Here is a 25,011-nt window from a genome sequence, read left to right as displayed (position 1 = left end):
AACCACTAATTTTAAACCCATGAAAAGATACTCCTTTCAATTTATCTTTTTGTTTTTATTAATCTCATTTGGCAGTCAAGTTTTCGCACAAATAACAGATCTAGAACGAAAGGAAAGATATAGACAAATATCCATCGAGAATGAGCAAAAAGGCTTGGCAGTACCATTTAAGGGTATTACAATTGATGGAAATGTCCAGGAAGGTCTTTTCGAACTCAACTCCACTGGTGTATCTACGGAACCCGTCCGAAATGCAGCCAGGGCCTTTCTGGAATCCCTGGACCGTAACCAACAGGGTAAAGTAAAATTTTCCGTAGATGACGATGAGTGGCGAAAATGGATGAATCAGCACTTCTATGTTCGACAGGGGGTAGGTTTCGTTGATATGTCAGACAAACAACGTAGTGCGGCATTTGACTTAATGAGTGCTTCACTCAGCGTAAAAGGGTTAAAATTAGGCAGGGATATTATGAAGTTAAATTACACTCTGGGGGAGATTAATAATAACTTCCAGGAATATGGTGAATGGCTTTATTGGATAACTATTATGGGGGAGCCTTCAGAAACCGAACCATGGGGTTGGCAAATGGATGGACACCACCTTATAATCAACTATTTTGTTTTAGGCGACCAGGTCGTAATGACCCCATTATTTGTTGGATCAGAGCCCGTAATTGCTGAAACAGGAAAGTACAAAGGAATTGAAATTTTGCAGGATGAACAGGATTCGGGATTACAATTGCTTAAGTCTTTAAATGACAAGCAAAGGAGTGAGGATGTAATCGAGCTATCAAAAGAAGGAAATAATAACCTGACAGAAGCTTTCAAAGACAACATAGTGCTGGACTACACAGGTGTAAACGCATCGTCATTTACGATGGAACAAAAGGATCAGTTACTCCTATTGATAAAACTTTATGTAGACAATATGGATGATGGTCATGCGAAAGTCAAGATGGACGAGGTGGAGAAATACATTAATGATACATGGTTTACTTGGATCGGAGGGAGCGAAGACAATTCTGTCTACTACTATCGGATACTTAGTCCTGTGGTGTTAATTGAATTTGATCATCAGAAACCAATAGCTACAAAAAAATTATATGGAACTGATGTACATCGGCAACATATTCATGCCGTTGTACGTACACCAAACGGCAATGATTATGGCAAAGACCTACTCAAGCAGCATTACAAAGAACACCCACACCACAAATAAAATAAATTTCATGTGTGAAATCGAATATTAAAGTGTCCAACAAAAACTAAACGCTATTCTTACCTGTATGCCTACGGCACATAAACCGGCGGGCAGGAAAACAGGCGTTTATTCAACCGTTATCGCCAATTAGACTAAATATGAAAACTCATAGATTAATTTTTATCGGCATCTTCATATTCTCAGGAATTTTTGGGTGTCAAACCAATAAGAAACCAGCTCCAATAAATCTTGGAGAACTGACAATCCAAAATATTCATAAAGCTTTCGAAAAAGGTGAATACAATAGTCAAAAATTGGTTTCGGCTTTTTTGGAAAGAATTCAGGAGCTTGACCCAACCATAAATGCTATTAACTCAATCAACCCAGACGTTCTAGCAATTGCTAAAGCACTCGATGACGAATATCAGCGTACCAAGATACTTCGTCCGCTCCATGGTATACCTGTAATTGTAAAAAACAACATCCATACTAAAGGAATTGAAACTACTGCTGGTGCACTAGCTCTTCAAAATTTCATTCCTGAAAAAGATGCGTTCATTATCTCAAAATTAGTCGAAGCAGGAGCTATTATTTTAGCTAAATCGAATATGGCAGAATGGGCATTTACTCCATGGGGATCGTATAGCTCAACTAATGGCTCAACCTTAAATGCATATAATCAAGATTATACCTCGGCAGGTTCAAGTGGAGGCACAGGTGCTTCTATTGCAGCCAATTTTGGCGTAATAGGATTAGGTACTGATACTGGGGGTTCTATTCGTCTACCCTCATCTAATGGTTCATTGGTAGGCTTCAGACCAACTATGGGTTTGGTTAGTAGATCCGGAATTGTACCATGCGAACTCAGACAGGACATGGCCGGACCAATGTGCCGGACCGTTGAAGATGCCACACGAGTTCTACAAGTTATTAGCGGTTATGATCCAGGGGATGAATTGACGAAATATTCTGAAGGTAGAGTAACTGACAACTATATTCAGTTTCTCAAGAAAGACGGGTTGATCGGATCCCGAATTGGGGTTCTTAGGGAAATAATTGAAACCCAAATGGACCCTGAAGTTTCAGCCCTCTTTGAACAATCTATTGAAGATATGACGAAATTGGGTGCAGAGATCATTGATCCGGTTGACATCCCTAATTTTTTATCCCTTCGGAAAAACCATTGGTGTTCCGATTTCAAAACAGATATTGAAAACTACTTAATTACGCAAGTTAAGAACGATACCATTAGTTCACTTGATGATATTATCAGAATAGGTACGAAGTCAACATTCACGGAAAAGCGTTTAAAGTTCTATACGACCCACGGCGGTCGACCAGAGAATCCCGAAATTGAATGTTTAGATGCGTACTCAGATGAATTGAGAATAGCGTTTCGGAATTCCATTGAAAACTATATGGATTCATTAAACCTCGATGCACTTATTTATCCGACCTGGAATATAAAACCATACAAGATGGATTCTATAGTTGAAGAATACACTGGTGAAAATACTGGAGCTGTCGCACCTCATACAGGTCAACCGGCATTTACAATTCCCATGGGTTTTATGCAGGATAATTTACCGACAGGGGTGGAATTTCTAGGGCGAATGTATTCAGAATCGACATTAATAAGACTTGCATACTCCTATGAACAGGGAACAAAACATAGACGAAAACCGAATTTAGAAAAGGCTATAACAAAAGATAAAATGCATTGATCCTCATTTTAATAAAGTCCGTTGGAGGTCGTTAAAAAAAGAAAATAAAATTATGATAAAACTCAGCAGAAAAATTAATGAAAGCAATTTGAACAGTAGAATTATGCAAAAATTTTTAATCCTAGGTGCAATATTTACAATTGGTATTTTTCAAACGGCATGTAATTCAACAAAGCCAAACGTAGATGAGGAAAAAGAGGTAATTGCTACGCTCGACAAATTTCTTAGGGCATTTGAAAATGGAGATTTTGAAACGATGGAAGCTTTAATGACTGATGATGCATATATTTTTCCCAGAGCGATAATGTCAAATGATTCATTAGGACCAATTGATAATGCTAATTATAAAAGAATATATGGGCTTGACCCTCAAATGAAACAGGTTATAAATGGCATACGGGAAAGTGGTTTACAACCGCCTTTTATGCAACTTGAGCCAGAAGATTTAAAAATTACAATGCTCAATGCTGCTGCAATTGTAACCTTTCACTTAGATAATGGTAAATCGCTTTCAAGAAGAACCATTGTCCTTGCGAAAAACGATGTTGGGTGGCAAATAGTCCATATACATGCCTCAAATGTAGTAAGTTCGGAATAGCGTTAATTTTTAATATTTCAAAACGAAATTATTTAAAGTCAAATGGAAAAGGGAAACGATCCACCAACACCAAACAAAGTGCATTGAAACGCATTTTATTCAGATTATAAGCCTTCATTATGACCAACTCCTGCCCAATGATAAAACCACTTCAATAAATTTAATCCCGTCCGTATGAAAAAAATAGTTCTTTTAATTGTTGTAGCCATTGTTATCCTATTAGGAGTGTTGATTTTCAATACTTTAATGCTCAATTCTAAGCAGGTAGCTTCAGAGCGTCTAGATAACATAGAACTACCAAAAGATGTCTTTCAAAACCTTGCAAAAGGGATACAATACCCAACAATTTCCTCTAGCGAAGATGCCATTCCCGATTCAACCGCTTTTTTCGGCTTCCATAGGTTCCTTAAAGAAACCTTTCCGTTAACACATGCTAAACTATCCCTGGAAAAAATTAACACCTACAGTTTATTGTATACCTCGGAAGGATCGGACGCATCCAAAAAACCAATTATTTTTATGTCGCACCAAGACGTCGTTCCTGTAGATCAGCCCACTTTAGATCAATGGGAAGGAGGGCCTTTTGAGGGTGAAATTACTGGGACAGCTATTATAGGTCGTGGTACAATGGATGATAAAGGCACTTTAATAGGCCTATTGGAAGCAGTGGAGAAGCTACTTGAAGAATCATTTGTGCCATCACAAACTATTTACCTTGCTTTTGGTCATGATGAGGAAGTTGGTGGTGTAAAGGGGGCTGCGGAAATCGCAAAACATTTAAAAGCAAAAGGTGTTCATGCAGCAATGACACTTGACGAAGGCGGTTTTATAGCTGAAAACATGGTTCCCGGTATTAACAACCCTATCGCTATGATCAATTTAGCTGAAAAGGGTTTTTCTTCATTTAAGCTTACTGTTGAGACCAAAGGAGGTCATAGCTCACAACCGCCTAGAGAAAACACTATTGGAATGTTGGCCAAAGCCATTGTTGACTTGGAAAATAATCAGTTGCCATATAAACTCGTAAAACCTATTGATAACCAGTTAGAATACATGGGTGCAGAATTACCTTTTTTCAAAAAGCTGGCATTTGCCAACCCTTGGTTATTTCAAAAACCGATCCTTGAAGCCTTGAATGCACATACCACAACGGCTCCGACTATAATTGATGGTGGGGTTAAGAATAATGTAATTCCTACTATAGCAGAAGCAACGATTAATTTTAGAATTCTGCCAGGAGAAACTATAGCATCTGTAAAACAACACATTGAAAGTACCATATCGGATAAAATAAAAGTAGAGGCTGTTGGCTTTTTAACGGATCCTTCGCCAGTTTCGAGTATAGATTCAGAAGCCTATAGAATTCTTGAAAAAACTATTCGAGATGTGTTTCCGAACAGTATTGTGGTTCCCGGTTTATTAGGGGGAGCTACTGATGCCCGCTATTTTTATGAGCTTTCGGATAATGTTTATCGTTTTTATCCAATTCGTATTGGACCTGAAACTATAACGCGCTTTCATGGTGTTGACGAAAAAATCAGTAAGGACAACTACTCAGAAATTATTGAGTTTTCGTACCACTTGATTAAGAAATTTAATTAGGCACTAATTAGTGCTCTTTTCGTTCGAAACAGAATTTTGAGGCACAAAATAACGAAAGCACCATAACGTATATAGCGCCTTTAAACGTATTTTACTCTAGCCGTTAGCAGTGTATCAAAAAAAATAATAGAATAAGCTTCTAATCCTTGATGTTTTACCCAATTTTCGAAAGAATCTTCTTTTCTCTTTTAACAAAAGATTAACTCGCCATAAAAACACATTTAATTTTGTTTCAATACGTTTGATAGCGGCATGTCAGAGCCGTTAAAAATGATAAAATTCCATCCTAAAATGAGAAAATAAACCAAAGTTGGGGGTGCATATGTTGAAAATGTACGTCAATAGCGGTGTCTCTCTTTTAAATTTTACTTTATGGAGGAAGTTTTGGTAAAAGGAAATTATGTTAACCATTGTAAATGATTTTTAATAATAAGGGGTATCTACATTTCGTGATTAACAGAACGCTACTTATACTTCTGTTTTTATCATTGTCCATGCAAGTGTTTGCTCATGGGGACTTAACCATACGTATAGCTGAAAAAACGATAGAGATATCCGAAAATCCAAACGATTTTAAACTCTACTATGAAAGAGGGTTGTTGTATCAACAGCACATGGAGTACCCCTATGCCCTGGAAGATTACCTTAAATCCCAATCCTTGGGAAATACAACCAAAGCGCTACATTATCAAATTGCCGAGGTTCACTATTTAACCGAAGAGTACACCGAGGCCTTAAGAAGTATAGGCTCCTATTTGGAATTGGATAGCATTGACTTAAGCGCTAAAAAACTGGAGGCTCAAATACTTTTCAATCTAAAATCATATAAAAAATCCTTGGAGGGGTATGGTTATGTTATCCATAATATGACGGACATTCGGCCCGAGGATATATTGGAATACAGTAGCATCATACTCGCTGAAAACAACAAAAATTATAAAGGTGCTTTGGAGGCGCTTGAATATGGCCTGGACCAACTTGGCCCGCACACCATATCGCTTCAGCTTAAAAAATTGGACTATTTAAAGGATTCCGATCAAACTGAAAAGGCATTGGAACAATACAATTATTTTATCCTTGAATACAACAGAAAAGAGTTCTGGTATTATAAAAAAGCGAAGTATTTAACGGAAATAAATAAACCCCATGAGGCCTTCATATCGTTAAAATTGGCTACGGTTGCTATTGAGCAATTGAATGCAAAGTTTAAAAATATGAGCCCCGTAATAGAATTAAAAGAACAAATAAAGAGATTGGAAAGCTCCATTAACAAACAAAAATCATGATCAGAAAAAGTACCTTTTTGCTAGCCACCCTATGTACGGTGGTTTCAATTGCCCAAACCTCTAATGTAGATCTTCCCAATGTAAGTGCTGTTGCGGTAACCAACAATATTGACCTTTCTCAGAATTCACCTTCGGTAGGGGTAGAAAGAGGCCCTTATTTACAAAGTGGTACCCCAACATCTGTTGTGGTAAAATGGAGAACGGATATCGCAACCGAATCCTTTGTGCATTATGGGACGGTATTAAATTCATTGTCCAAGAAAGCAAAAAATACAGCTTTGACCACCGAACACGAAGTTTCCTTATCCGGTTTAAGCCCTAATACTAAATATTATTTCAATATTGGTAATAAAGCAGGAGTGCTGTCCGAAAGTGCTTCTGGCGATATGTACATAATAACAGCCCCTAAAGCGGGTACCAAACAATTTGTACGTGCTTGGATTTTGGGAGATGCAGGTACGGCCAATAACAATCAGAGGAACGTAAGGGATGCTTATTACGATTATGTGGACGCTGCTCCCCAAAATAGCGGTAAGACAGATATGATGTTGTTTTTAGGGGATAACGCCTATGGCAGTGGCACGGATCAAGAATATCAAAATGCCTTTTTTGACATTTATGACGATATGTTGAAAAAATCCGTAGCATGGTCCTGCTTGGGTAACCACGATGGCAAGTCGGCCGATTCGGCTACACAATCCGGTCCCTATTATGATATTTTTACCTTCCCAACCACTGGACAGGCCGGAGGCACACCCTCTGGAACAGAGGCCTATTATTCTTATGATTATGCCAATATCCACTTTATAGTACTGGATTCCCATCATACAAGTCGCGAAGTTGGAGGTGCCATGTACAACTGGACAAAGGCCGATATTCAAAATACCAAACAAGATTGGATCGTGACCTTGTTTCATCATCCAATATATACAAAAGGGTCCCATGACTCCGATACCGAAGATCGACTTATTGAAATGAGGAATAACTTTATGCCTATGATGGAAGCTAACGGAGTGGATCTCATTCTAAACGGACATAGCCATTCTTATGAACGCTCTTATTTCTTGAACGGGCATTATGGATTTGCCAATACGTTTAACCCGGATGAAATTTCGAAGGGTGGCCATACTGTTGGATCAACTGGATATGGGGACGGCAAAGCGGATAGCAATGGTGCCTACCAAAAAACCAGTGCAGCTGCGGAAGGTGCCGTTTATATAACTACCGGATCTGCCGGTAAAATTTCTGGGGGTGACCTAAACCACCAAGCCATGTCCGTGTCCTTGAACCAAATGGGCTCTTGTGTTATGGAGGTGGAAGATGATGGTAAGGGAGGACAAAACCTGACCGTAAAGTTTATAAGGGATACCGATGGCATAGATGATTATTTCACCATCAACAAATCAGGAATAGCACTTAAAGCTAACACAAAAGAATTTGGACAAAAAAGTGCAGGGCTAATTTATGATGCCGACAAGGATGTGGTCAACCTTAAATTGGATAAAAATGAGCGACTTAAGAAAGTTAAATTCTATAACAACATTGGGAAATTGGTGAAGAAAAGTAGAAAGAAATCCATCAATGTTGGTAAGCTGGCAAAAGGCCTGTATGTTATTGAAGTCATTACAGACAAAAAAGGGTATACCGAGTCTATTACGATAGAATAGTTTGGCCAAAAAGGTTCTTTCTAAAATGAATATTCAATAGTATCCACTTGAATGGATTTGCCCAAAGTGGGAAAGCAATGATAGAGGTAGTATAATAGCCCATAAAATGGTGGAAAGCGGTTGTTGAAAATGAAGAAGACAAGCATTTTATTGGGGTCTATTTTTATTTGTCTGTTGATGTTGTCCGGGAGGAAGACAGCCAATACCTATCAAAAGGATACTATTCCAGAAAAAGTAGCAGCACTATATGCGGCCAATTTTCACAAGTTTCAAAATGAGGTGGATTCATTGGTCGCCCTTGCCAATAATGCATCCTCTGTGAACGAATGGGAGTCGCTGAAAAGGCAGGTTGAAAAAACTAGGTTGGTCTATAAGGAGATCGAATTTATTTTTGATTATTACCAAACCTTCTACAATGGTACTTATATCAATGGAGCGCCTTTGCCTAAGGTAAGCGAATATTTTGAAGCCGAAAAGGTTATTGCACCTGGCGGCTTACAGGCGTTGGATGAAGCTGTTTATGGGGAAGCTTCAAATGAAAATTTGCAGCACATAAAAGTATTGGCCAACGGACTTAAGGAGCGGGTAGATTTTATTGCAAAAATACATTTGCCTATTCATTTAAAGTCGAGCCAGATTATAGAGTGTATCCGGTCCGGTATTGTTAGGATTTTTACCTTGGGGGTAACAGGATATGATACTCCAGGTTCTGTTAATGGTTTGAAAGAAAGTTATGTGAGTTGGCAAAGCATGGCAACCACATTTTTATATTTTGAATCAGGTATTTCCCCTGAAGCCAAGGCTGAATTTGAAGCCATTAAAAAACACTTTGCCAAGGGCAGGAAAATATTAAATGCCAATACCGCTTTTAATGATTTTGATAGGTTGGCATTTTTAAAGGAAGTGGTCAACCCCTTGTATGCGGCCTTGTTGGAATTTCAAAATGTAAATAACATTGCGCTAGAGCCTTATAAAAAGCATGCCCAAAACTATCGGGCCAGGAATATATTCGACATTGATTTTCTGAATACGGATTTTTATTCAGAACTGGTTTACCTGCCTTTGGATAACCCTAAGACTATAGCGTTGGGTAAATTGTTGTTCCGGGATCCACAGCTTTCCAAGGACAATGTCATGGCCTGTATAAGTTGTCATAACCCAAATAAAGGTTTTTCCGATGGTTTGCCTAAAAGTGTATCCAATCAAAAAGGTGTTTTTACGGCAAGAAATGCCCCAACTTTGATGGATGCAGGCTATTCCACACGTTATTTTTGGGACATGCGCGCATTTGATCTTGAAAAACAAGTGGTACACGTCATAGATAACGATTTGGAGTTCAATACCGATTTTGATGCGATTATTGGTAAACTCAATAAGAATGCTGTCTATAATAAACTATTTAAAAAGGCTTATGGCGGTATTGATAAAGAGGATATTAATCAGCGTTCTATTAGTAATGCCATTGCGGCCTATGTAAACTCTTTAAAATCCTTCAATAGTCCGTTTGATAAATTTGTGCGTAACGAAACAAAGGAGTATCCCGAGAATGCCAAAAGGGGATTTAATTTGTTTATGGGTAAAGCGGCCTGCGGAAGTTGTCATTTTGCACCGGTGTTCAATGGTACCATTCCTCCTTTTTATCTAGAATCGGAATCGGAGGTTTTGGGCATTTCCCAGGGCTTTGATTCCATTGCCCCAAAGTTGGATACGGATATGGGACGCCTTGGCAATGGTCTAAAAATGGACAATCATCCTTTTTTTAAAAATTCGTTCAAAACGGTTACTGTCAGAAATATAGCCTTAACAGCACCCTACATGCACAATGGTTTATTTGGTAGCTTGGAAGATGTTTTGGCGTTTTACAACCTGGGCGGAGGCGCTGGGATGGGTTTGGAGGTGGAAAACCAAACGCTGCCCGAAGCACCCTTAGAACTGTCCCAGCAAGAAATTGAAGATATTATTTCCTTTATGGAAACACTATCAGATGTACCCGAATATGGGGCTAGTGGGAATTAATTGGTTAATGATCAAATTGTTGTGTTTCTGTCTCATGGAACCTGCCTATCGCCAGACTTGGTGGAGTCGAAATAGGAGTCAGTAAGGAGTTGGCAGATAAAAGTTAAAAGGAAGTAGGAGTCATTTCGAATGAATATGAGAAATCACACAAGTCGCTCTGACCAAATATGTGTGACTTCTCAATCGCCCGAAAAAGGGCTCATGTCGAAGTGACTGCCGTGTCCGGTCGAGCGGAGTCATGAACTATTGGGAAAGAACTCCTTTTGTATGCTAAAACTATTGGCTCCCCTCTTGGAACGTAGAGGGGAATGAATTTTGCGCCATTTGGCGTGAAAGAAAGGGGAGTTGGAAATCCCGCACCCTAAACCTATCCCCAATCTATTGTCACCTCCCCGAGGACATGGGCTGTCAATCCCTTCCGTCTCCTCCGCAGCTAGCTGAGGATCCACCTTCCCTTATCTAAGGGAAGGAGCCCCAGCTATCATCATTGCCTGTCTATTTTTGCCCACGAGGTTATTTCTTGAGCATTGTGACTTATGGCTATTACTTCATAGGTACCGTAGTCGAGAGTTTTAAGGCAGTTATATTTTAAATTGAGGTCTCGACGGCCTATTAAATAAGCATTATTAAATTTATAGAAGTTTAATCCGATAAATTCAGTCTTCGTTTTCTAATTGCTATTTCACATTACATCTTTCAATGCCGCCAATAACATATTCACATGATTGGCATTAGAGCTTTCACCCATTAGTCCAATTCGCCATATTTTTCCAGCAAATGGCCCCAGGCCGCCACCGATCTCAATATTGTACTTTTCAAGCAACTGCTTTCTAACCTCCACATCATTCACGCCTTCAGGAATCCGTACGGCATTTAACATAGGGAGTCGGTGTTGTTTTTCCACCAGAAATTCAAAACCTAGGCTTTCGAGTCCATCCCGCAGTAGCTCATGATTTTTTTGATGACGTGCAAAACGATTTTCCAAGCCCTCTTCCATGACGATTCGCAGGGCTTCGCGCATGGCATACATGGCCGAAATGGGGGCTGTATGATGATAGGCCCTTTTAGCACCGGCCCAGTAATTCTTGACCAAGGTAAGATCTAAAAACCAACTCTGCACTTTGGTCTTCCTACGGTCAAGGACATCTATCGCTGCCTGACTAAAGGTAACAGGTGATAGGCCAGGAGGGGCACTTAAACATTTTTGACTCCCGGAATATAGGGCATCTATTCCCCATTCATCCACTTTTAAATGGGTTCCGCAATATGAGGTTACAGCATCCACAACCAACAAGGCACCTGCATTTTTCGTTAGTTTACTAATTTCCTCCAAAGGTTGTAAAACGCCTGTTGAAGTTTCGGCATGTACAATGGCCAATAATTTGGGATTACAACTTGCCAAGGCTTTTTTTACGGCTTTGGGATCAATAGTTTTCCCCCAATCAGCTTCAACCTTGATCACTTTTGCACCGCAACGTTCTGCAATATCGGCCAAACGGGTACCGAAAACTCCATTGATACAGATTACGGCCTCATCGCCAGGTTCCAGCAAGTTCACCAAACAGGTTTCCATCCCGGCACTTCCAGGAGCCGAGACCACAAAGGTAAGTTCGTTCTTGGTCTTCAGGGTCTCCTGTACCATAAACTTGATATCGTCCATCACTACTAAAAATTCGGGATCTAAATGCCCTACCAAAGGCGTGGCCATTGCCCTTAATACCCGAGGATGTACGTCACTTGGCCCAGGACCCATCAAGATCCTAGTGCTTGTTTTCATTTCATCAATTTTTGCCATTATTGTATTTTTTATATGGATGGTTTTAAAAATATTTTTAAATTAAATCAATTATTTTTTACGGCTCTAATGGCCTCCACAAAATGTATGGGCCTTGTGCTTGTAAAATGCTGTATTTGGTGACGGCAGCTGAATCCGCAGGCCACGATTTTATGGTCTTTTTGCAGTTTTTCTACCGCCGGAAATAGAATTTCCTCCCCAATCTTTTTGGATAAATTATAATGCTCCTTTTCGTATCCAAAAGAACCCGCCATTCCGCAACACCCTGATGGAATCTCTGTGACATTCTTGGAATTCCTTAATAAAGATTTCATAGCATTTGTGCCATACAAAGCTTTTTGATGACAATGTCCGTGAATGGCAATACCTTCTGAAGCGGATTCGAAATGGACCTCCAAAGATCCCTTTTCGTATTCATCGGCTAGAAAAACGTCGATCATCATAACGCCATTTTTTAATTGATCGGCTATGTCTTGGTCGGCAATTAAATCTGGTAAGTCATCGTTTAATGCAGAAGCACAACTAGGTTCGCAAACCAGCACTTTTAAACCTTGATCTAAAAATGGCTTTAAGCCTGCTATGGTTTTGGCCCCTTCTTTTTTCGCATCCCTTAAAAAGCCATGAGATATTTTTGGTCTTTGACAGCAACCTACATTAGCTAAAATAACCTCATAGCCGCAGGAATTTAAAAGTTGCAGGGCGGAGATGCCAATCTGTGGCTCGTGATAATTAAGATAGGTATCCGCGAACAGCACCACTTTTTTATCGCCCATGTTGGTTTTATGTGCGTGTTTGGCAAACCATTTATAAAACGGTTCTTTTGTAAAATCGGGCAAGGTCCTTCGCTTGTCGAATTTTGCGGTACGTTCCAACAGCGAACGGAATAGAATACTCCTTTGAAGGGTATTTACCATACCGGCCTTCCACCCAGAGATATTCCCAGCTGCTTTAGCCGATTCGCGTATCAATTTATCCCTAAAGGTGATGCCATGCTCATCATAGTACATTTGAAGGGAATCACTTTTCATTTTTGCCATATCCACATTGCTGGGACATTCAGATTTACAGGCCTTACAGGACAGGCAGAGATCCATGACCTCGTGAAGGCGTTGGCTGGCCAGGCCCTCCGGTCCCAATTGGTTGGACATGGCCAATCGAAGTGCATTGGCCCTGCCACGGGTGGAATGTTCCTCCTCCCTGGTGGCCTTAAAACTGGGACACATGGTTCCCCCAAGTATTTTTCGGCATTCCCCAACCCCGGTGCACATATGTACCGAAGCAGCAAAACCCTCTTCGGTCTTATATTGATATTCGGTTTTTACAGTCTGATCTTTATACCCCGTACCATAGCGTAAATTGTGTTCTATGGACTGTGCCTCTACAATTTTACCTGGGTTCATCAGGTTATTGGGGTCAAAAAGTTTTTTTATTTCCAAAAAGGCCCCGTACAGGGTTTCTCCGAAGAAGCGTTTGTTATAGGCACTTCGTACTAGTCCATCGCCATGCTCCCCGCTCCATGATCCTTTGTATTTCATCACTAGTTCAAAAGTATCTTCGGTAATAGCCTTCAATCGCTCAATGTCCTCGGCCAGTCTTAGGTCCAATATGGGACGTACGTGGATTACGCCCACGCTGGCATGGGCATACATGGCTGCCTTTGTGCCATGTTTTTCACAAACCTTCAAAACTTGGGCGATATATTCCGGTAAATGTTTAGAGGGTATTCCCGCATCCTCGATAAAGGCCAGTGGTTTTTTGTTTCCTTTGATGCCCAACATGAGTCCCAATCCCTTTTTGCGGATAACCCATACATCTTCATAGGCCTGCCCTTCCGGAAAAAGCGGGTAGGCATATCCAACGTCATTGTCCTTTAATTGGGCGATCATGCGCCTGGGTCTGTCCATCACATCTTCCATGGTATCCCCGTAAAATTCTACGATCAATATTGCAGCGGGATTCTCTTCTATAAAATGGCAATGATGTTTGGTAGTTAAATTTTGCCGGCTTAGATCGATTACGGTCTTATCCAATATTTCAATGGCCGAAGGGGTGTAGGGTAACATGGATTCCACCGCGGAAATGGCTTCCAAGACTTCTGTAAAATGTACGACACAGACTGACCTATGCGTGGGCAGATCCGTTAAATTTAGTTTCAGCTCTAATGTTGTTGCCAAGGTGCCTTCGCTGCCACATATCAATTTGCCCAAATTCCATTGGTCGGTATAGGTGAATTCATCCAAATTATAACCGCCGACCCTGCGCATTACTTTAGGAAAACGTTCTTTAATCTCTTCGGAATGGGTATGTATCAGTTTTTTAAAGGAGGCATAAATTTCACCTTCCCTATCCGTTTGCGAGGCCTTTTCCGAATATTCCACTGGTGGACAGTTCTTTAGGTGCAATTGGGTGCCATCTGCCAATAGTACGGAAGCTTCAAGAACATGGTCTACGGTTTTACCATATAATATACTTTTGGTTCCTGAAGAATTGTTGCCGACCATTCCCCCTACGTTTGCTCTACTGCTGGTTGCGGGATCTGGGGCAAAATGCAGGCCATAGGGCTTTAAGACCTCGTTTAGATTGTCCCTGACCATACCAGGTTGTACCCGCACCCATTTTTCAGCTTCGTTTATTTCCAACAAGCTGTTCATGTGTTTTGAAAAATCCAGTATCATGGATTCACCAACCGTTTGCCCCGCCAGACTGGTACCGGCGCCACGAGGAAGTATCGTTATTTTGTTTTCGTAGGCCACGGCAACGGCTTTTTTTACATCCTCGGAATCCCTTGGCAAAACAACTGCAAGGGGTTTAATCTGGTAGATGCTGGCATCGGTGGCGTACATGCCCAAGGAGTAGTTGTCCGTTAGCACTTCCCCTTGGATCGAATCCCGTAAGCCATCGAATATATTTTTCATAGTAATGAAATTAATAGAAAATAAATATAAGACCTAAAAGTCCCACAACCAATAAATAATATAGGGTCGGTATTATGGTCTTTCTAAGTACCATACCTTCCTTACCGAGAAAGCCTACGGTAGCCGAAGCGGCCACAACGTTATGGATCGCTATCATATTGCCGGCCGCCGCGCCCGTTGCCTGAAGTGCTACCACAATAAAAGAAGGCATCGCCAGTTTTATGGCCACCCCGTATTGGAACAGGGTGAACATAAGGTTGCTCACTGTATTACTACCTGCAATAAAGGCTCCCAAGGCACCTATTGAAGGGGCGAACAACGGATATATGTCGCCCACATTACCGGCCACCCATTCTGCCATGGCTATGGGCATGCCGGGAAGGCCTGATGGGTTTAAACCAGAATTGATATAGATGCGGACCATGGGCACCGTGAAAATGAGTACAAACCCTGCACCCAACAACATTTTTGCACTGTCTTTAAAAGCAATCCTGACCTTGCCCGATTTCATTTTATGTAGCCAAATGGTAATTATGCCCGCCAAGAGCAAAATGGTTCCGGGCAAATATAGTGGGCTGCTGGAGGCGGATATGGAGGTGCCTAATATTCCGGTCCACGCTATCTTGATATCTGTAAGCCACGCTTTTATAGGTAATTGTGGAAGTCGGGAAATTACCAATAAGGCGGCCATAATGAGATAAGGTAACCATGCCTTGACCAAGGGCATTCTTTTTTCTTCTTTATCACCGTTCAATTTTACGTTCAAGGTACCAAACCAAACGGAAGGCCAATTCTTTTCCTTGTCGAAGTCCCAGGTTTTCTTGGGCACCAGGAAGCCGCGTTTTGCTGCGAATACCACTATAGGTATGGCTACCAATGCGCCGAGCATTGACGGAAACTCGGGTCCCAAAAATAGGCCTGTAAGCACATAGGGCACTGTAAACGCAAGTCCACCGAAAATGGTAAAGGGCAGTATCCGAAGCCCTTCTTTCCAAGACTTGTTCTTTCCAAAAAAGCGGGTCATCATGCAGACCATGAGAGTGGGCATAAGGGTTCCGGTTATTCCGTGTAGGAGAACTACTTGGGAGGTTACCATCTGTATGTAATCGGAAAGTTCAAGTCCTGACGCAGCTAGCTCGGCAGTGAATTCGGGACTTTGGATACCCCCACTTACACCAACCAAAATAGGGGTACCCACTGCTCCAAAGGATACCGCTGTACTCTGCACCATCATGCCCAACATTACGGCACAAAATGCAGGAAATCCCATCCCCACCAATAGGGGTGCCACAATTGCAGCGGGCGTTCCAAACCCGGCGGCCCCTTCGATAAAGGAACCGAACAACCAAGCAATGATGACGACCTGTACTCTTCGATCCTCATATATCGGCAAAACCTTTGCGTATCGCCCGGAGTGCGGTTGAATATTTAAGCAGGTTCAAGAGGACAATAGCTCCAAATACAATATACAGAATGTCAAAGGTGATGAACAGCCCTTGGATACTGGAGGCCAAAATATCGATGATGGCAATATCCCAAGCCGTAAAGGCGACAAGGACAGTGACCAAAAAGGAAATGGGCATGGCTATTTTGGCCGGGGTTCTAAATCCCACTAAAAGAACTGCGGCCGTTAAGATCGGAACGACCGCCAAAAATGCTATTATCGATGGTGACATATTCAGTGGGTTATTGTTTTATATTGGTTGGTACTATGTCTATTGGCAAAAAAACGAATGGTCAACCCACATGTCATCATAACCCTGCCCGGTCTCGTTTCTGTTATCTTGGGCCACTTTTTCTATAGTCAGCCTATGGACCTTTTCATCCTTTGAAGGGATAAAGACGGCATAGCTACTATGGCATAGTTTAACCAAGAATTCGGCTTGGGATTTCAAAAAATATTCAATACTTGACTTTAGCGTTCAAGGAAAGATAAAAAAATATTATGTTAATCAAGAAAAGAATAAAGTAGTATTCAAAGCTTCCCTAAAAATAGGACATTTTTTAAGTGACATTTTTCACTTTATATTTAAAATGTCAGTTGATTAATTGAAGGTGTTCAGTAATTTCAATAAATTAAACATCTATAAATTTAATAATGCTAATCTAATAGCGGAGTCCAGACCTCATTTCAATGAAATAAGTGTCCAATACCACTCGACTGCGCTCGAGGAGACAGAAATATCAGCTTTAATTAATTGATTCCTATGTTATTTGAGTTTTGTTTTGATTGAAACTTATATATAGGAAAATAACCAGCCATGAGCTAAACAAACCCGCCTACCGTTGGGGCCGGAGAAAAGACCCTTCTTTACTAGGTAGCTCCTAAAATCAAGGGGTTTTAACAACGGGCTGGGGAAGGCGTCCATTAGCCTATGTTCACCCTAGTGAAAGCGGCCTGAAAGGAACAGCCGTGCAGTATGGATACCTTGACTTACACATCTTTATAAAAATATGCGTTCTCCACTTTGCCTAATTCAAATTATAGACCCAGGCTTAGATGGAATTTCTATCTATAAAATTAAAAGGATTCTTAATTTTACCTTTCTCGTGGTTTAGGATCATACGGGAAGCAGTTTCACCCATAACCTTGAAATCTGTAGAGATAACGGTGATGCCAAGTAACTCCTTTAAGGGTGTGTCATTATAGGATATTACACCTATTTCAACCCCTAAAATAAACTCCTTGTCACGGATCTGATTCACCAAGCTCACCAAGTCGGTTTCTTCAATGGTGATAAAAAGATCACCCTTTTTAAGAATGATGTCATCGAAAATCTCGTCTAGGATCTCGAAATCTAATTTGTGTTTTGCACAAAATTTACGAAAGCCGTGCAAAATTCTTCTGGGGTATGGGTAAACTGCCTTTTCGGGATATACCAAAATCAATTTCCCATATCTCGATATCTTGGGTAATCCTTCCTTCAGTGCATTGTAGATATCATTTTCAAAATCTTGATAGATTTCAACAATATTTCCTTCAATTTCAAGATTATTATTGTCCATTAAAATAAGTTTATCTTTCGGTATCCCATTAATGGCCTTAATGGCTTCCTCGGTATAACTTAGGTGTTTAAGGTCATCGGTCTTGAAATGCGGCATGATGATGTAATAATCATATACATTAATATTCTTCTCCAATAAATTCAGAAAAAGTGAGTTGTCGCAGTGGTAAATATGAAGGTCTGTATGCGAGTTGCCTCCTATAGTATTTATAAACGAATTATAAATGCGCATTTTATAGGCACTTAGCTTGTTGATGAGGAAAAGAATATTGACTTTGGATATGAGTTTTGTTCGGGCTATATAATATCCCTTTCCTCTTATAGATGTAATTATCTTACGTTCCTTTAAAATTTGGTATGCCTTTTCCACAGTATCGCGAGAGAGGATAAATTCTTCGCTAAAGCTATTTATAGAAGGAATCTTGTCATCGATCTTTAGATTACCATTGGAAATATTATTGATAATGGAATCTACTATCTGCCTATATTTAGGGATCCTTGAATTTTCATCGATTTTGAGGTATTTGTACATATCTATAATGGTGCGTATTTTGAATGGATAAGTTTACCGCTTTTGATTCGACATAGGCAGTAACAAATAATTTAGCTCCTTTCCTTGCCACAATGTCCTAAAAAATCAAAAAAAAACCTATTTGCAGTACAGTGCAGGATGGAAACAGAGAAACTCTATTATACATTAGCGAATATAAAAATTATCAAGCTATTAAATATGAATCATTCCGTAAAGAATTTTAAGTATGTTAATTATCTCTGGGAGGAGAGTAGGGCGGAGGCGCTTGGTGACGACCAAGTAGAACTTTTTCTTTATAGGTCCAATATTTTAGGGGCCGATCTTCGAATCACTAATTATGGGGGAGGCAATACTAGTTGTAAGACCATAGAAAAAGACCCTCTGACCAATGAGGAGGTGGAGGTAATGTGGATCAAAGGTTCTGGAGGAGATATAGGTACTTTGAATAAGACCGGTATCGCTGGACTATATACCGAAAGATTAAGAAACTTAAAAAACGTTTATGGCGGCCTTTCGGATGAGGACCGAATGGTAGGCCTTTTTAACCATTGTATCTACGATCTGGAAAGTAAGGCTCCGTCCATAGATACCCCCTTACACGGACTGTTACCTTTTAAGCATATAGATCATTTACATCCGGATGCCCTAATTGCGGTAGCAGCTGCCAAGGATAGCGAAAAAGTAACTAAAGAAATCTGGGGAGATACCATGGGCTGGGTGCCATGGCAACGTCCAGGGTTTGATCTAGGCCTACAATTGGAAAAATGTTTAAATGAGAATCCTGGAATAAGGGGAATTGTTTTGGGAAGTCACGGGCTTTTTACTTGGGGGGATACATCTTATGAATGTTACATGAACAGCTTGGAGGTTATAGAATCGGCCTCAGCGTATATTGCCAAGAAAATAGAGGAAAAGGGGAGTGTCTTTGGAGGTCAAAAGCTGCAATCGCTAACTAAAGAGGAGCGTTTGGACAAGGCTTCCCAACTGATACCCTTGCTAAGGGGACTTTGTTCTTCGGAAAATAGGATGATAGGGCATTTCACGGACAATGATGTGGTCCTGGAATTTATTAATAGTAACGACCTTTCACGTCTTGCTCCAATGGGAACTTCCTGTCCCGATCATTTTCTTAGGACCAAAATTCAGCCCTTGGTATTGGATCTTAGTGCCAATGAGGATCTAAGTGATTCAAAAGCCGTACTGAAAAAACTGGAACCGGCCTTTGAAGCGTACAGAAAGGGGTACAAGGACTACTATGAGACCTGTAAAAAGGACAATAGCCCGGCGGTGCGCGACCCGAACCCCGTAATTATTATCTATCCAGGTATAGGAATGTTCAGTTTTGCAAAGAACAAGCAGACCACTAGGGTAGCCAGTGAATTTTATATCAATGCGATCAATGTTATGAGGGGTGCGGAGGCCATAACGGAATACACCTCTTTACCAAGACAGGAAGCTTTTGATATTGAATATTGGTTGCTAGAGGAGGCCAAATTGCAGCGTATGCCGAAAGAGCAGCCGCTATCCAGAAAAGTTGCCTTGGTTACCGGCGCAGGCGGCGGTATAGGTAAGGCCATTGCGGATAAATTGGCAAAGGAAGGCGCTAATGTGGTATTGACAGATATAGCTGAAGACCGATTGAAGGAGGCCGTGGGTACCTATAAAGCGGATACAGCAAGTTATGCGGTTTGCGATGTTACCAAAAGTGAATCGATTGCCGAGGCTTATAAAAAAGCATGTTTGGAGTTTGGTGGTGTAGATATTGTGGTACATAGTGCAGGACTTGCCATTTCCAAACCATTGGAAGAGACCACCGAAAAGGATTGGGACATTTTACAGAATGTTCTAGTGAAAGGACAGTTTGAACTTGCCAAACAGGCAGTTGCCATATTACGCAAGCAAGCTCTGGGCGGTGATTTCATAAGTATAGCCAGTAAGAACGGTCTTGTTTCCGGTCCAAACAATGTGGGCTATGGAACTGCTAAGGCAGCACAACAACATATGGCCCGGTTATTGGCCGCCGAATTGGGTGGGGATAAGATCAGAGTCAACACAATAAACCCTGATGGGGTCATTGTGGGCAGTAAGATTTGGGAAGGTGATTGGGCCGAAGGTCGGGCCAAAGCTTACGGAATTACCGTAGACGAACTTCCTGCACATTATGCCAAAAGAAATTTATTGAACGAAATTATTTATCCAGAGGATATTGCAAAAGGTGTTTTCGCCTGTGTTGCCATCTTGGAAAAGACAACTGGTAATATAATAAATGTGGATGGCGGTATGGCCAATGCATTTGTAAGATAGATAGTGAGTGAGTTTGAGTTAGTTTTGTTTAGGACCTGTCAGGGTAGTGTGCTAATTCCTGACAGGTCTAATTCTAATTGGAAATATAATGAGAATAGATAAAGAAAAAATACAGGAAAAGAACCAAAAGGATTTAAAATCACACCAGGAAAAATTCGATTTTTTATCGAATATCCTAGCAAAGGACGGTTGTAATGTCCATGATGTTATCAATAAATTATCCAAATTTCAAGTAGCCATTCCCAGTTGGGCCTTAGGCGCGGGTGGGACTAGATTTGGTAGGTTTTCCTTTCAGGGGGAGCCGTCCACCTTGGAACAGAAAATAGATGATGTTGGTGTTTTACATGCCCTCACCCAGACAGCTGGTGCCATATCCCTTCATATTCCTTGGGATATACCACAAGATTATGAAGCTATTAAGCAGTTAGCCGCTTCACACAATATCGTTTTTGATGCGGTAAACTCCAACACCTTTCAAGATCAAAAAAACGCAAAGGAAAGCTATAGGTTTGGTTCACTGAGCAATAGGGAGAAGGCTATAAGGGAACAGGCGATACAGCACAACATTGATGTAATTGATATTGGCAACAAATTGGGTTCAAAGAGTCTTACGGTCTGGTTGGCCGATGGATCTAATTTTCCGGGACAGAACAATTTTCAGCACGCTTTGCAAAATACCCAGGACAGTCTAAAAAATATCTATGGAGCATTGCCGGACGATTGGAAGCTGTTCATTGAATACAAGCCCTATGAACCTAATTTTTACAGTACGGTAATCCAGGATTGGGGAACATCTTTTATGTTGGCAAACGAATGTGGAGATAAGGCTTATACTTTGGTCGATTTAGGCCACCATTTGCCAAACTCCAATATTGAACAGATTGTTGCAACATTAATGATGAAGGGGAAACTGGGTGGTTTTCATTTTAACGATAGCAAATACGGGGACGATGATATTACTGTGGGCAGCATTAAACCATATGCCCTCTTTTTAATTTTTAACGAATTGGTCTACGGGATGAACAATAATCCCCAAAATCCCTACCCAGCATGGATGATCGATGCCAGCCATAATATCAAAGACCCATTGGAGGATTTGATCCAGTCTTTGGAAGCTATTCAGGAAGCCTATGCCAAGGCGCTTTTGATCGATCAATCACAATTAAGAACGGCACAAATGGAAAACGATGTAGTTCGCTGTCAAGAGATACTTCAGAATGCCTATCGTACAGATGTCAGACCTTTATTGCAAGAAGCTAGACTCCAAACGGGAGGTGCACTTTCTCCTTTAAACGCCTATCGCTCACTTAAGGTAAGGGAAAATTTGATCAGCGCTAGGGGCAAAAACAGCAAAGCCTCAGGATTATAATACAACCAAATGAAAGAGAAAGTAACGGCTGTATTCGATATTGGAAAGACCAATAAAAAATTCTTTCTATTCGATAAGGATTTTCAGGAAGTGTATAGGGAATATACTCGTTTTGATAACATTAAAGATGAGGATGGTTACCCAACAGAAGATCTGGAGCGACTAAAAAAATGGTTGAAGGAAGTTTTTGATAGGATATTGGCTGCGAAGCAGTACGACATTACTTCTATCAACTTTTCAACCTATGGTGCCAGCTTGGTGCATTTGGATGAAAATGATAAAGTTTTAACGCCACTTTATAATTACACCAAGGAGATTCCCCAAGATGTTATTGATTCATTTAATAAGAAATATGGCCCCTCATCCAATTTTGCTGTAGCCACAGGTTCGCCGGTTTCTGGACTGCTGAATTCCGGAATTCAACTTTATTGGCTGAAACATACAAAACCTGAGACCTTTAAAAGAATCAAGTATTCACTACACTTACCTCAATATATAAGTTTTATCTTCACAGGTATCCCGGTAAGTGAACATACCAGCATTGGTTGCCATACAGCGTTATGGGATTTTACTAAAAAAGATTATCACGATTGGGTCTATAAAGAAGGTATAAACAAAATATTACCAAGGATCGTCTCTACCGAGACCAGTATTAATATGAATTATAATGGTAAACGTATTAAGATTGGTGTCGGTATACATGACAGCTCTGCTGCATTACTCCCCTACATTCGGAGTGTTAGAAAAAAATTCATACTTGTTTCCACTGGTACTTGGAGTATCGCCATGAACCCATTTTCGGAAGATGCATTGAAAGCTTCGGACATAGAATCAAACTGCATTAATTATATGCGGATAAATGGAAAGGCCGTCAAAGCCTCTCGTTTATTCCTAGGCAATGAATACAAGGAGCAAGTTAAAAAGTTGTCCGAACATTTTCAAGTTCCTTATGATTACCATAAAAGCATTCCTTTTGATCACGATATATATATTGAAATCTTAAAAGATTTTCAACATATGTTCAAATGGACGGGTATTTTGGATAAGAATATGCCAAAGGAGACCAGAATCCCATACGATAAATACGCTCACGCCTATCACCAATTAATGGTTGAACTGGTGCTGTTGCAGGTTGAAAGTATTAAAACGGTAAGTGGGTACGAGAGCATTGAGAAGTTATATATTGATGGTGGGTTTTCTGATAATGACATATACATTCAACTTATATCGCACTATCTGAGAAATATGAAACTAAGTACCACGGATTCCTCCTTGGGATCTGCTCTTGGAGCGGCCCTATGTATATCAGACGTAAGGTTGAACTCCAAGTTTCTTAGAAAGAATTATGCCTTGAAGAAACATGTACCATTTATTATACAATAATCAGGAGGACCAAGTCATTCAAATAATTATCAACTCGCTTAGTTGAATATGTCATGTCATAGATGAAGATTGAACAAATAACCGGATACTAAAACCAATTATAACAACCAATAACTATGAGCCAATACAATATAGAAGAAGAAGTAATCCAAGATTTAGTAGGAGGGGAGTTCGAAAGGGAACCAGTTCCCCAATCTAAATTAAAGGGCTGGAAAAGCTTTTTAGGCATGTACGCAGGAGAACATGCGGCCGGAACAGAATTTGTGATAGGCCCCTTGTTTTTGACTGCAGGGGTAAGTGCTTTTGATTTGATTATTGGATTGTTGATAGGCAATTTACTCGCTGTGTTGAGTTGGCGTTTTCTCACAGCCGAGATTGCTGTAAAGAATAGATTGACTCTTTATTATCAGTTGGAAAAAATCTGTGGAAAAAAATTAGTGACCGGATATAATTTGGCCAACGGAATTCTTTTTTGTTTTCTAGCAGGGGCGATGATAACAGTATCAGCAACCGCTGTTGGCATACCATTCGATATGGAGATGCCAAAGCTTACCGATACTACCCCTAATGGACCTACTTGGGTAATTATAGTGATTGTTATTGGGGCTCTTATTTCATTGATTGCTTCCAAAGGCTACGACACGGTTTCAAAAGCGGCCAATTGGATGTCCCCAATTATTGTCCTGGCGTTTCTGGCCTGTGGCATAGTGGCACTTAATCAATTGGGAGTTAAAAGTTTTTCTGAATTTTGGAATATTTGGGGAGAAGGTTCCGAACCCTTTCCCGGACAGATCAAGTACACCTTCTGGCATGTAGTTATCTGGTCCTGGTTTGCCAATGCCGCCATGCATATAGGGATGTCCGATCTTTCCGTTTTCCGGTTTGCGAAAAAAGCAAGTAGTGGATGGACCACAGCTGCCGGAATGTATGTAGGTCACTATATGGCCTGGATTGCCGCAGCACTATTATATGCGGTTTATTTACGGTCTCCGGAGGCTCAGGCTCTCCTAGCCAATGGAGAGGCTCCTACGGTAGCCCCTGGACCTCTAGCCCACAATGCCATAGGTATTTTTGGAATAATCGCTGTGGTTTTGGCAGGTTGGACAACCGCTAATCCTACAATCTATAGGGCGGGACTGGCCTTTCAGGCCATTATGCCCAAAGTGTCCACTTTTTGGGTAACAATAATTGCTGGATCTGTTGCGACCATAGCCGGTCTTTTTCCAGCATTTGCGATGAAATTGTTGGGCTTTGTTGCCTTGTACGGGTTTATCCTAGCGCCTTTTGGTGCTATCATCGTATTTGAGCATTTTTTCCATAAACAAGCAGGAATCGTTAAGAATTATGCCGAAGTTGCAAACCTAAAATTCAATAGGGCCGTATTTTTCGCTTGGGCGATCAGCTTTGGGCTGTTCTATTTTATATCCATTCAATTCGACGTATTCCTATCCTTTGTCACCCTACCTGCTTGGTTACTTTGTGGAGTGCTGTTCTTGGTCTTTAGCGAATGGATTCAAAAGAATTGAATTAAGTTTATTGTATTCCCATCAACCAGGCTAGCAAAGACAAGGAATATGGGATGTTATAGGTTATTGACTCTTATCCGTGTCATAA

The 25,011-nt window shown here is 40.7% G+C and carries 14 protein-coding genes and 1 pseudogene; 11 read left to right on the top strand and 4 right to left on the bottom strand.

What is annotated here, in order from left to right:
- Positions 1 to 19 precede the first annotated feature (19 nt).
- From CWD90_RS18545 to CWD90_RS18515, 7 genes are all read left to right on the top strand, one after another.
- Positions 20 to 1,219, top strand: coding sequence for a DUF3500 domain-containing protein (locus CWD90_RS18545; RefSeq protein ID WP_103477564.1), 1,200 nt, complete (start codon positions 20 to 22; stop codon positions 1,217 to 1,219).
- A 140-nt stretch (positions 1,220 to 1,359) separates the two neighbouring features.
- Positions 1,360 to 2,925, top strand: a complete 1,566-nt coding sequence (locus tag CWD90_RS18540) for an amidase family protein (RefSeq protein WP_103477563.1) — start codon at positions 1,360 to 1,362, stop codon at positions 2,923 to 2,925.
- A 52-nt stretch (positions 2,926 to 2,977) separates the two neighbouring features.
- Positions 2,978 to 3,523 carry a nuclear transport factor 2 family protein gene (locus CWD90_RS18535; protein WP_103477562.1) on the top strand — a complete coding sequence of 182 codons (546 nt, stop codon included), beginning with the start codon at positions 2,978 to 2,980 and terminating at the stop codon, positions 3,521 to 3,523.
- Between the two features lie 174 nt (positions 3,524 to 3,697).
- Positions 3,698 to 5,125, top strand: coding sequence for a M20 family peptidase (locus tag CWD90_RS18530; RefSeq protein WP_103477561.1), 1,428 nt, complete (start codon positions 3,698 to 3,700; stop codon positions 5,123 to 5,125).
- 416 nt (positions 5,126 to 5,541) lie between these two features.
- Positions 5,542 to 6,411, top strand: coding sequence for a tetratricopeptide repeat protein (locus tag CWD90_RS18525; RefSeq protein WP_157941270.1), 870 nt, complete (start codon positions 5,542 to 5,544; stop codon positions 6,409 to 6,411).
- Entirely contained in the window at positions 6,408 to 8,078 is a 1,671-nt protein-coding gene (locus CWD90_RS18520) for a metallophosphoesterase (protein WP_103477559.1), read from the top strand. Before CWD90_RS18525 ends, CWD90_RS18520 begins: the two co-directional genes overlap by 4 nt.
- Before the next feature lie 129 nt (positions 8,079 to 8,207).
- Entirely contained in the window at positions 8,208 to 10,094 is a 1,887-nt protein-coding gene (locus CWD90_RS18515) for a cytochrome-c peroxidase (protein WP_103477558.1), read from the top strand.
- Positions 10,095 to 10,776: 682 nt separating this feature from the next.
- Here CWD90_RS18515 and CWD90_RS18510 read toward each other — a convergent pair.
- From CWD90_RS18510 to CWD90_RS18490, 4 genes and pseudogenes are all read right to left on the bottom strand, one after another.
- Complete coding sequence (locus tag CWD90_RS18510) at positions 10,777 to 11,889, bottom strand: pyridoxal-phosphate-dependent aminotransferase family protein (RefSeq protein WP_103477557.1); 1,113 nt, start codon at positions 11,887 to 11,889, stop codon at positions 10,777 to 10,779.
- A 47-nt stretch (positions 11,890 to 11,936) separates the two neighbouring features.
- Positions 11,937 to 14,804 (bottom strand): FAD-binding and (Fe-S)-binding domain-containing protein, encoded by a 2,868-nt coding sequence (locus CWD90_RS18505; RefSeq protein WP_103477556.1) that lies wholly within the window; start codon positions 14,802 to 14,804, stop codon positions 11,937 to 11,939.
- A 10-nt stretch (positions 14,805 to 14,814) separates the two neighbouring features.
- Positions 14,815 to 16,480, bottom strand: a pseudogene (locus CWD90_RS18500) (L-lactate permease).
- An 820-nt stretch (positions 16,481 to 17,300) separates the two neighbouring features.
- On the bottom strand, positions 17,301 to 18,341 hold the full coding sequence (locus CWD90_RS18490) for a GntR family transcriptional regulator (protein WP_103477554.1): 1,041 nt from the start codon (positions 18,339 to 18,341) through the stop codon (positions 17,301 to 17,303).
- 198 nt (positions 18,342 to 18,539) lie between these two features.
- Between CWD90_RS18490 and CWD90_RS18485 the strand changes: the two genes are divergently transcribed.
- The 4 genes from CWD90_RS18485 (at position 18,540) to CWD90_RS18470 (ending at position 24,923) form a co-directional block, all read left to right on the top strand.
- On the top strand, positions 18,540 to 20,645 hold the full coding sequence (locus CWD90_RS18485) for a bifunctional aldolase/short-chain dehydrogenase (protein WP_103477603.1): 2,106 nt from the start codon (positions 18,540 to 18,542) through the stop codon (positions 20,643 to 20,645).
- A gap of 88 nt (positions 20,646 to 20,733) precedes the next feature.
- On the top strand, positions 20,734 to 22,014 hold the full coding sequence (locus CWD90_RS18480; RefSeq protein WP_103477553.1) for a TIM barrel protein: 1,281 nt from the start codon (positions 20,734 to 20,736) through the stop codon (positions 22,012 to 22,014).
- A gap of 9 nt (positions 22,015 to 22,023) precedes the next feature.
- The gene (locus tag CWD90_RS18475) at positions 22,024 to 23,397 is read left to right on the top strand and encodes an FGGY-family carbohydrate kinase (protein WP_103477552.1); all 1,374 of its coding nucleotides are present in this window, start codon (positions 22,024 to 22,026) and stop codon (positions 23,395 to 23,397) included.
- 116 nt (positions 23,398 to 23,513) lie between these two features.
- Positions 23,514 to 24,923: a purine-cytosine permease family protein gene (locus CWD90_RS18470; RefSeq protein ID WP_103477551.1), complete on the top strand. Its 1,410-nt coding sequence runs from the start codon at positions 23,514 to 23,516 to the stop codon at positions 24,921 to 24,923.
- Positions 24,924 to 25,011: the final 88 nt, after the last annotated feature.

This window comes from Arenibacter catalasegens (genome assembly GCF_002909235.1).
GTDB lineage: Bacteria > Bacteroidota > Bacteroidia > Flavobacteriales > Flavobacteriaceae > Arenibacter > Arenibacter catalasegens.
The sequence above is the reverse complement of the archived record's forward strand: the minus strand, read 5'-3'. Positions and strand labels throughout refer to the sequence as shown.

Coding starts and splice junctions, on each gene's coding strand:
- CWD90_RS18545 (WP_103477564.1), top strand. CDS start 20: ATGAAAAGATACTCCTTTCAATTTATCTTTTTGTTTTTATTAATCTCA.
- CWD90_RS18540 (WP_103477563.1), top strand. CDS start 1,360: ATGAAAACTCATAGATTAATTTTTATCGGCATCTTCATATTCTCAGGA.
- CWD90_RS18535 (WP_103477562.1), top strand. CDS start 2,978: ATGATAAAACTCAGCAGAAAAATTAATGAAAGCAATTTGAACAGTAGA.
- CWD90_RS18530 (WP_103477561.1), top strand. CDS start 3,698: ATGAAAAAAATAGTTCTTTTAATTGTTGTAGCCATTGTTATCCTATTA.
- CWD90_RS18525 (WP_157941270.1), top strand. CDS start 5,542: ATGATTTTTAATAATAAGGGGTATCTACATTTCGTGATTAACAGAACG.
- CWD90_RS18520 (WP_103477559.1), top strand. CDS start 6,408: ATGATCAGAAAAAGTACCTTTTTGCTAGCCACCCTATGTACGGTGGTT.
- CWD90_RS18515 (WP_103477558.1), top strand. CDS start 8,208: ATGAAGAAGACAAGCATTTTATTGGGGTCTATTTTTATTTGTCTGTTG.
- CWD90_RS18510 (WP_103477557.1), bottom strand. CDS start 11,889: ATGGCAAAAATTGATGAAATGAAAACAAGCACTAGGATCTTGATGGGT.
- CWD90_RS18505 (WP_103477556.1), bottom strand. CDS start 14,804: ATGAAAAATATATTCGATGGCTTACGGGATTCGATCCAAGGGGAAGTG.
- CWD90_RS18490 (WP_103477554.1), bottom strand. CDS start 18,341: ATGTACAAATACCTCAAAATCGATGAAAATTCAAGGATCCCTAAATAT.
- CWD90_RS18485 (WP_103477603.1), top strand. CDS start 18,540: ATGAATCATTCCGTAAAGAATTTTAAGTATGTTAATTATCTCTGGGAG.
- CWD90_RS18480 (WP_103477553.1), top strand. CDS start 20,734: ATGAGAATAGATAAAGAAAAAATACAGGAAAAGAACCAAAAGGATTTA.
- CWD90_RS18475 (WP_103477552.1), top strand. CDS start 22,024: ATGAAAGAGAAAGTAACGGCTGTATTCGATATTGGAAAGACCAATAAA.
- CWD90_RS18470 (WP_103477551.1), top strand. CDS start 23,514: ATGAGCCAATACAATATAGAAGAAGAAGTAATCCAAGATTTAGTAGGA.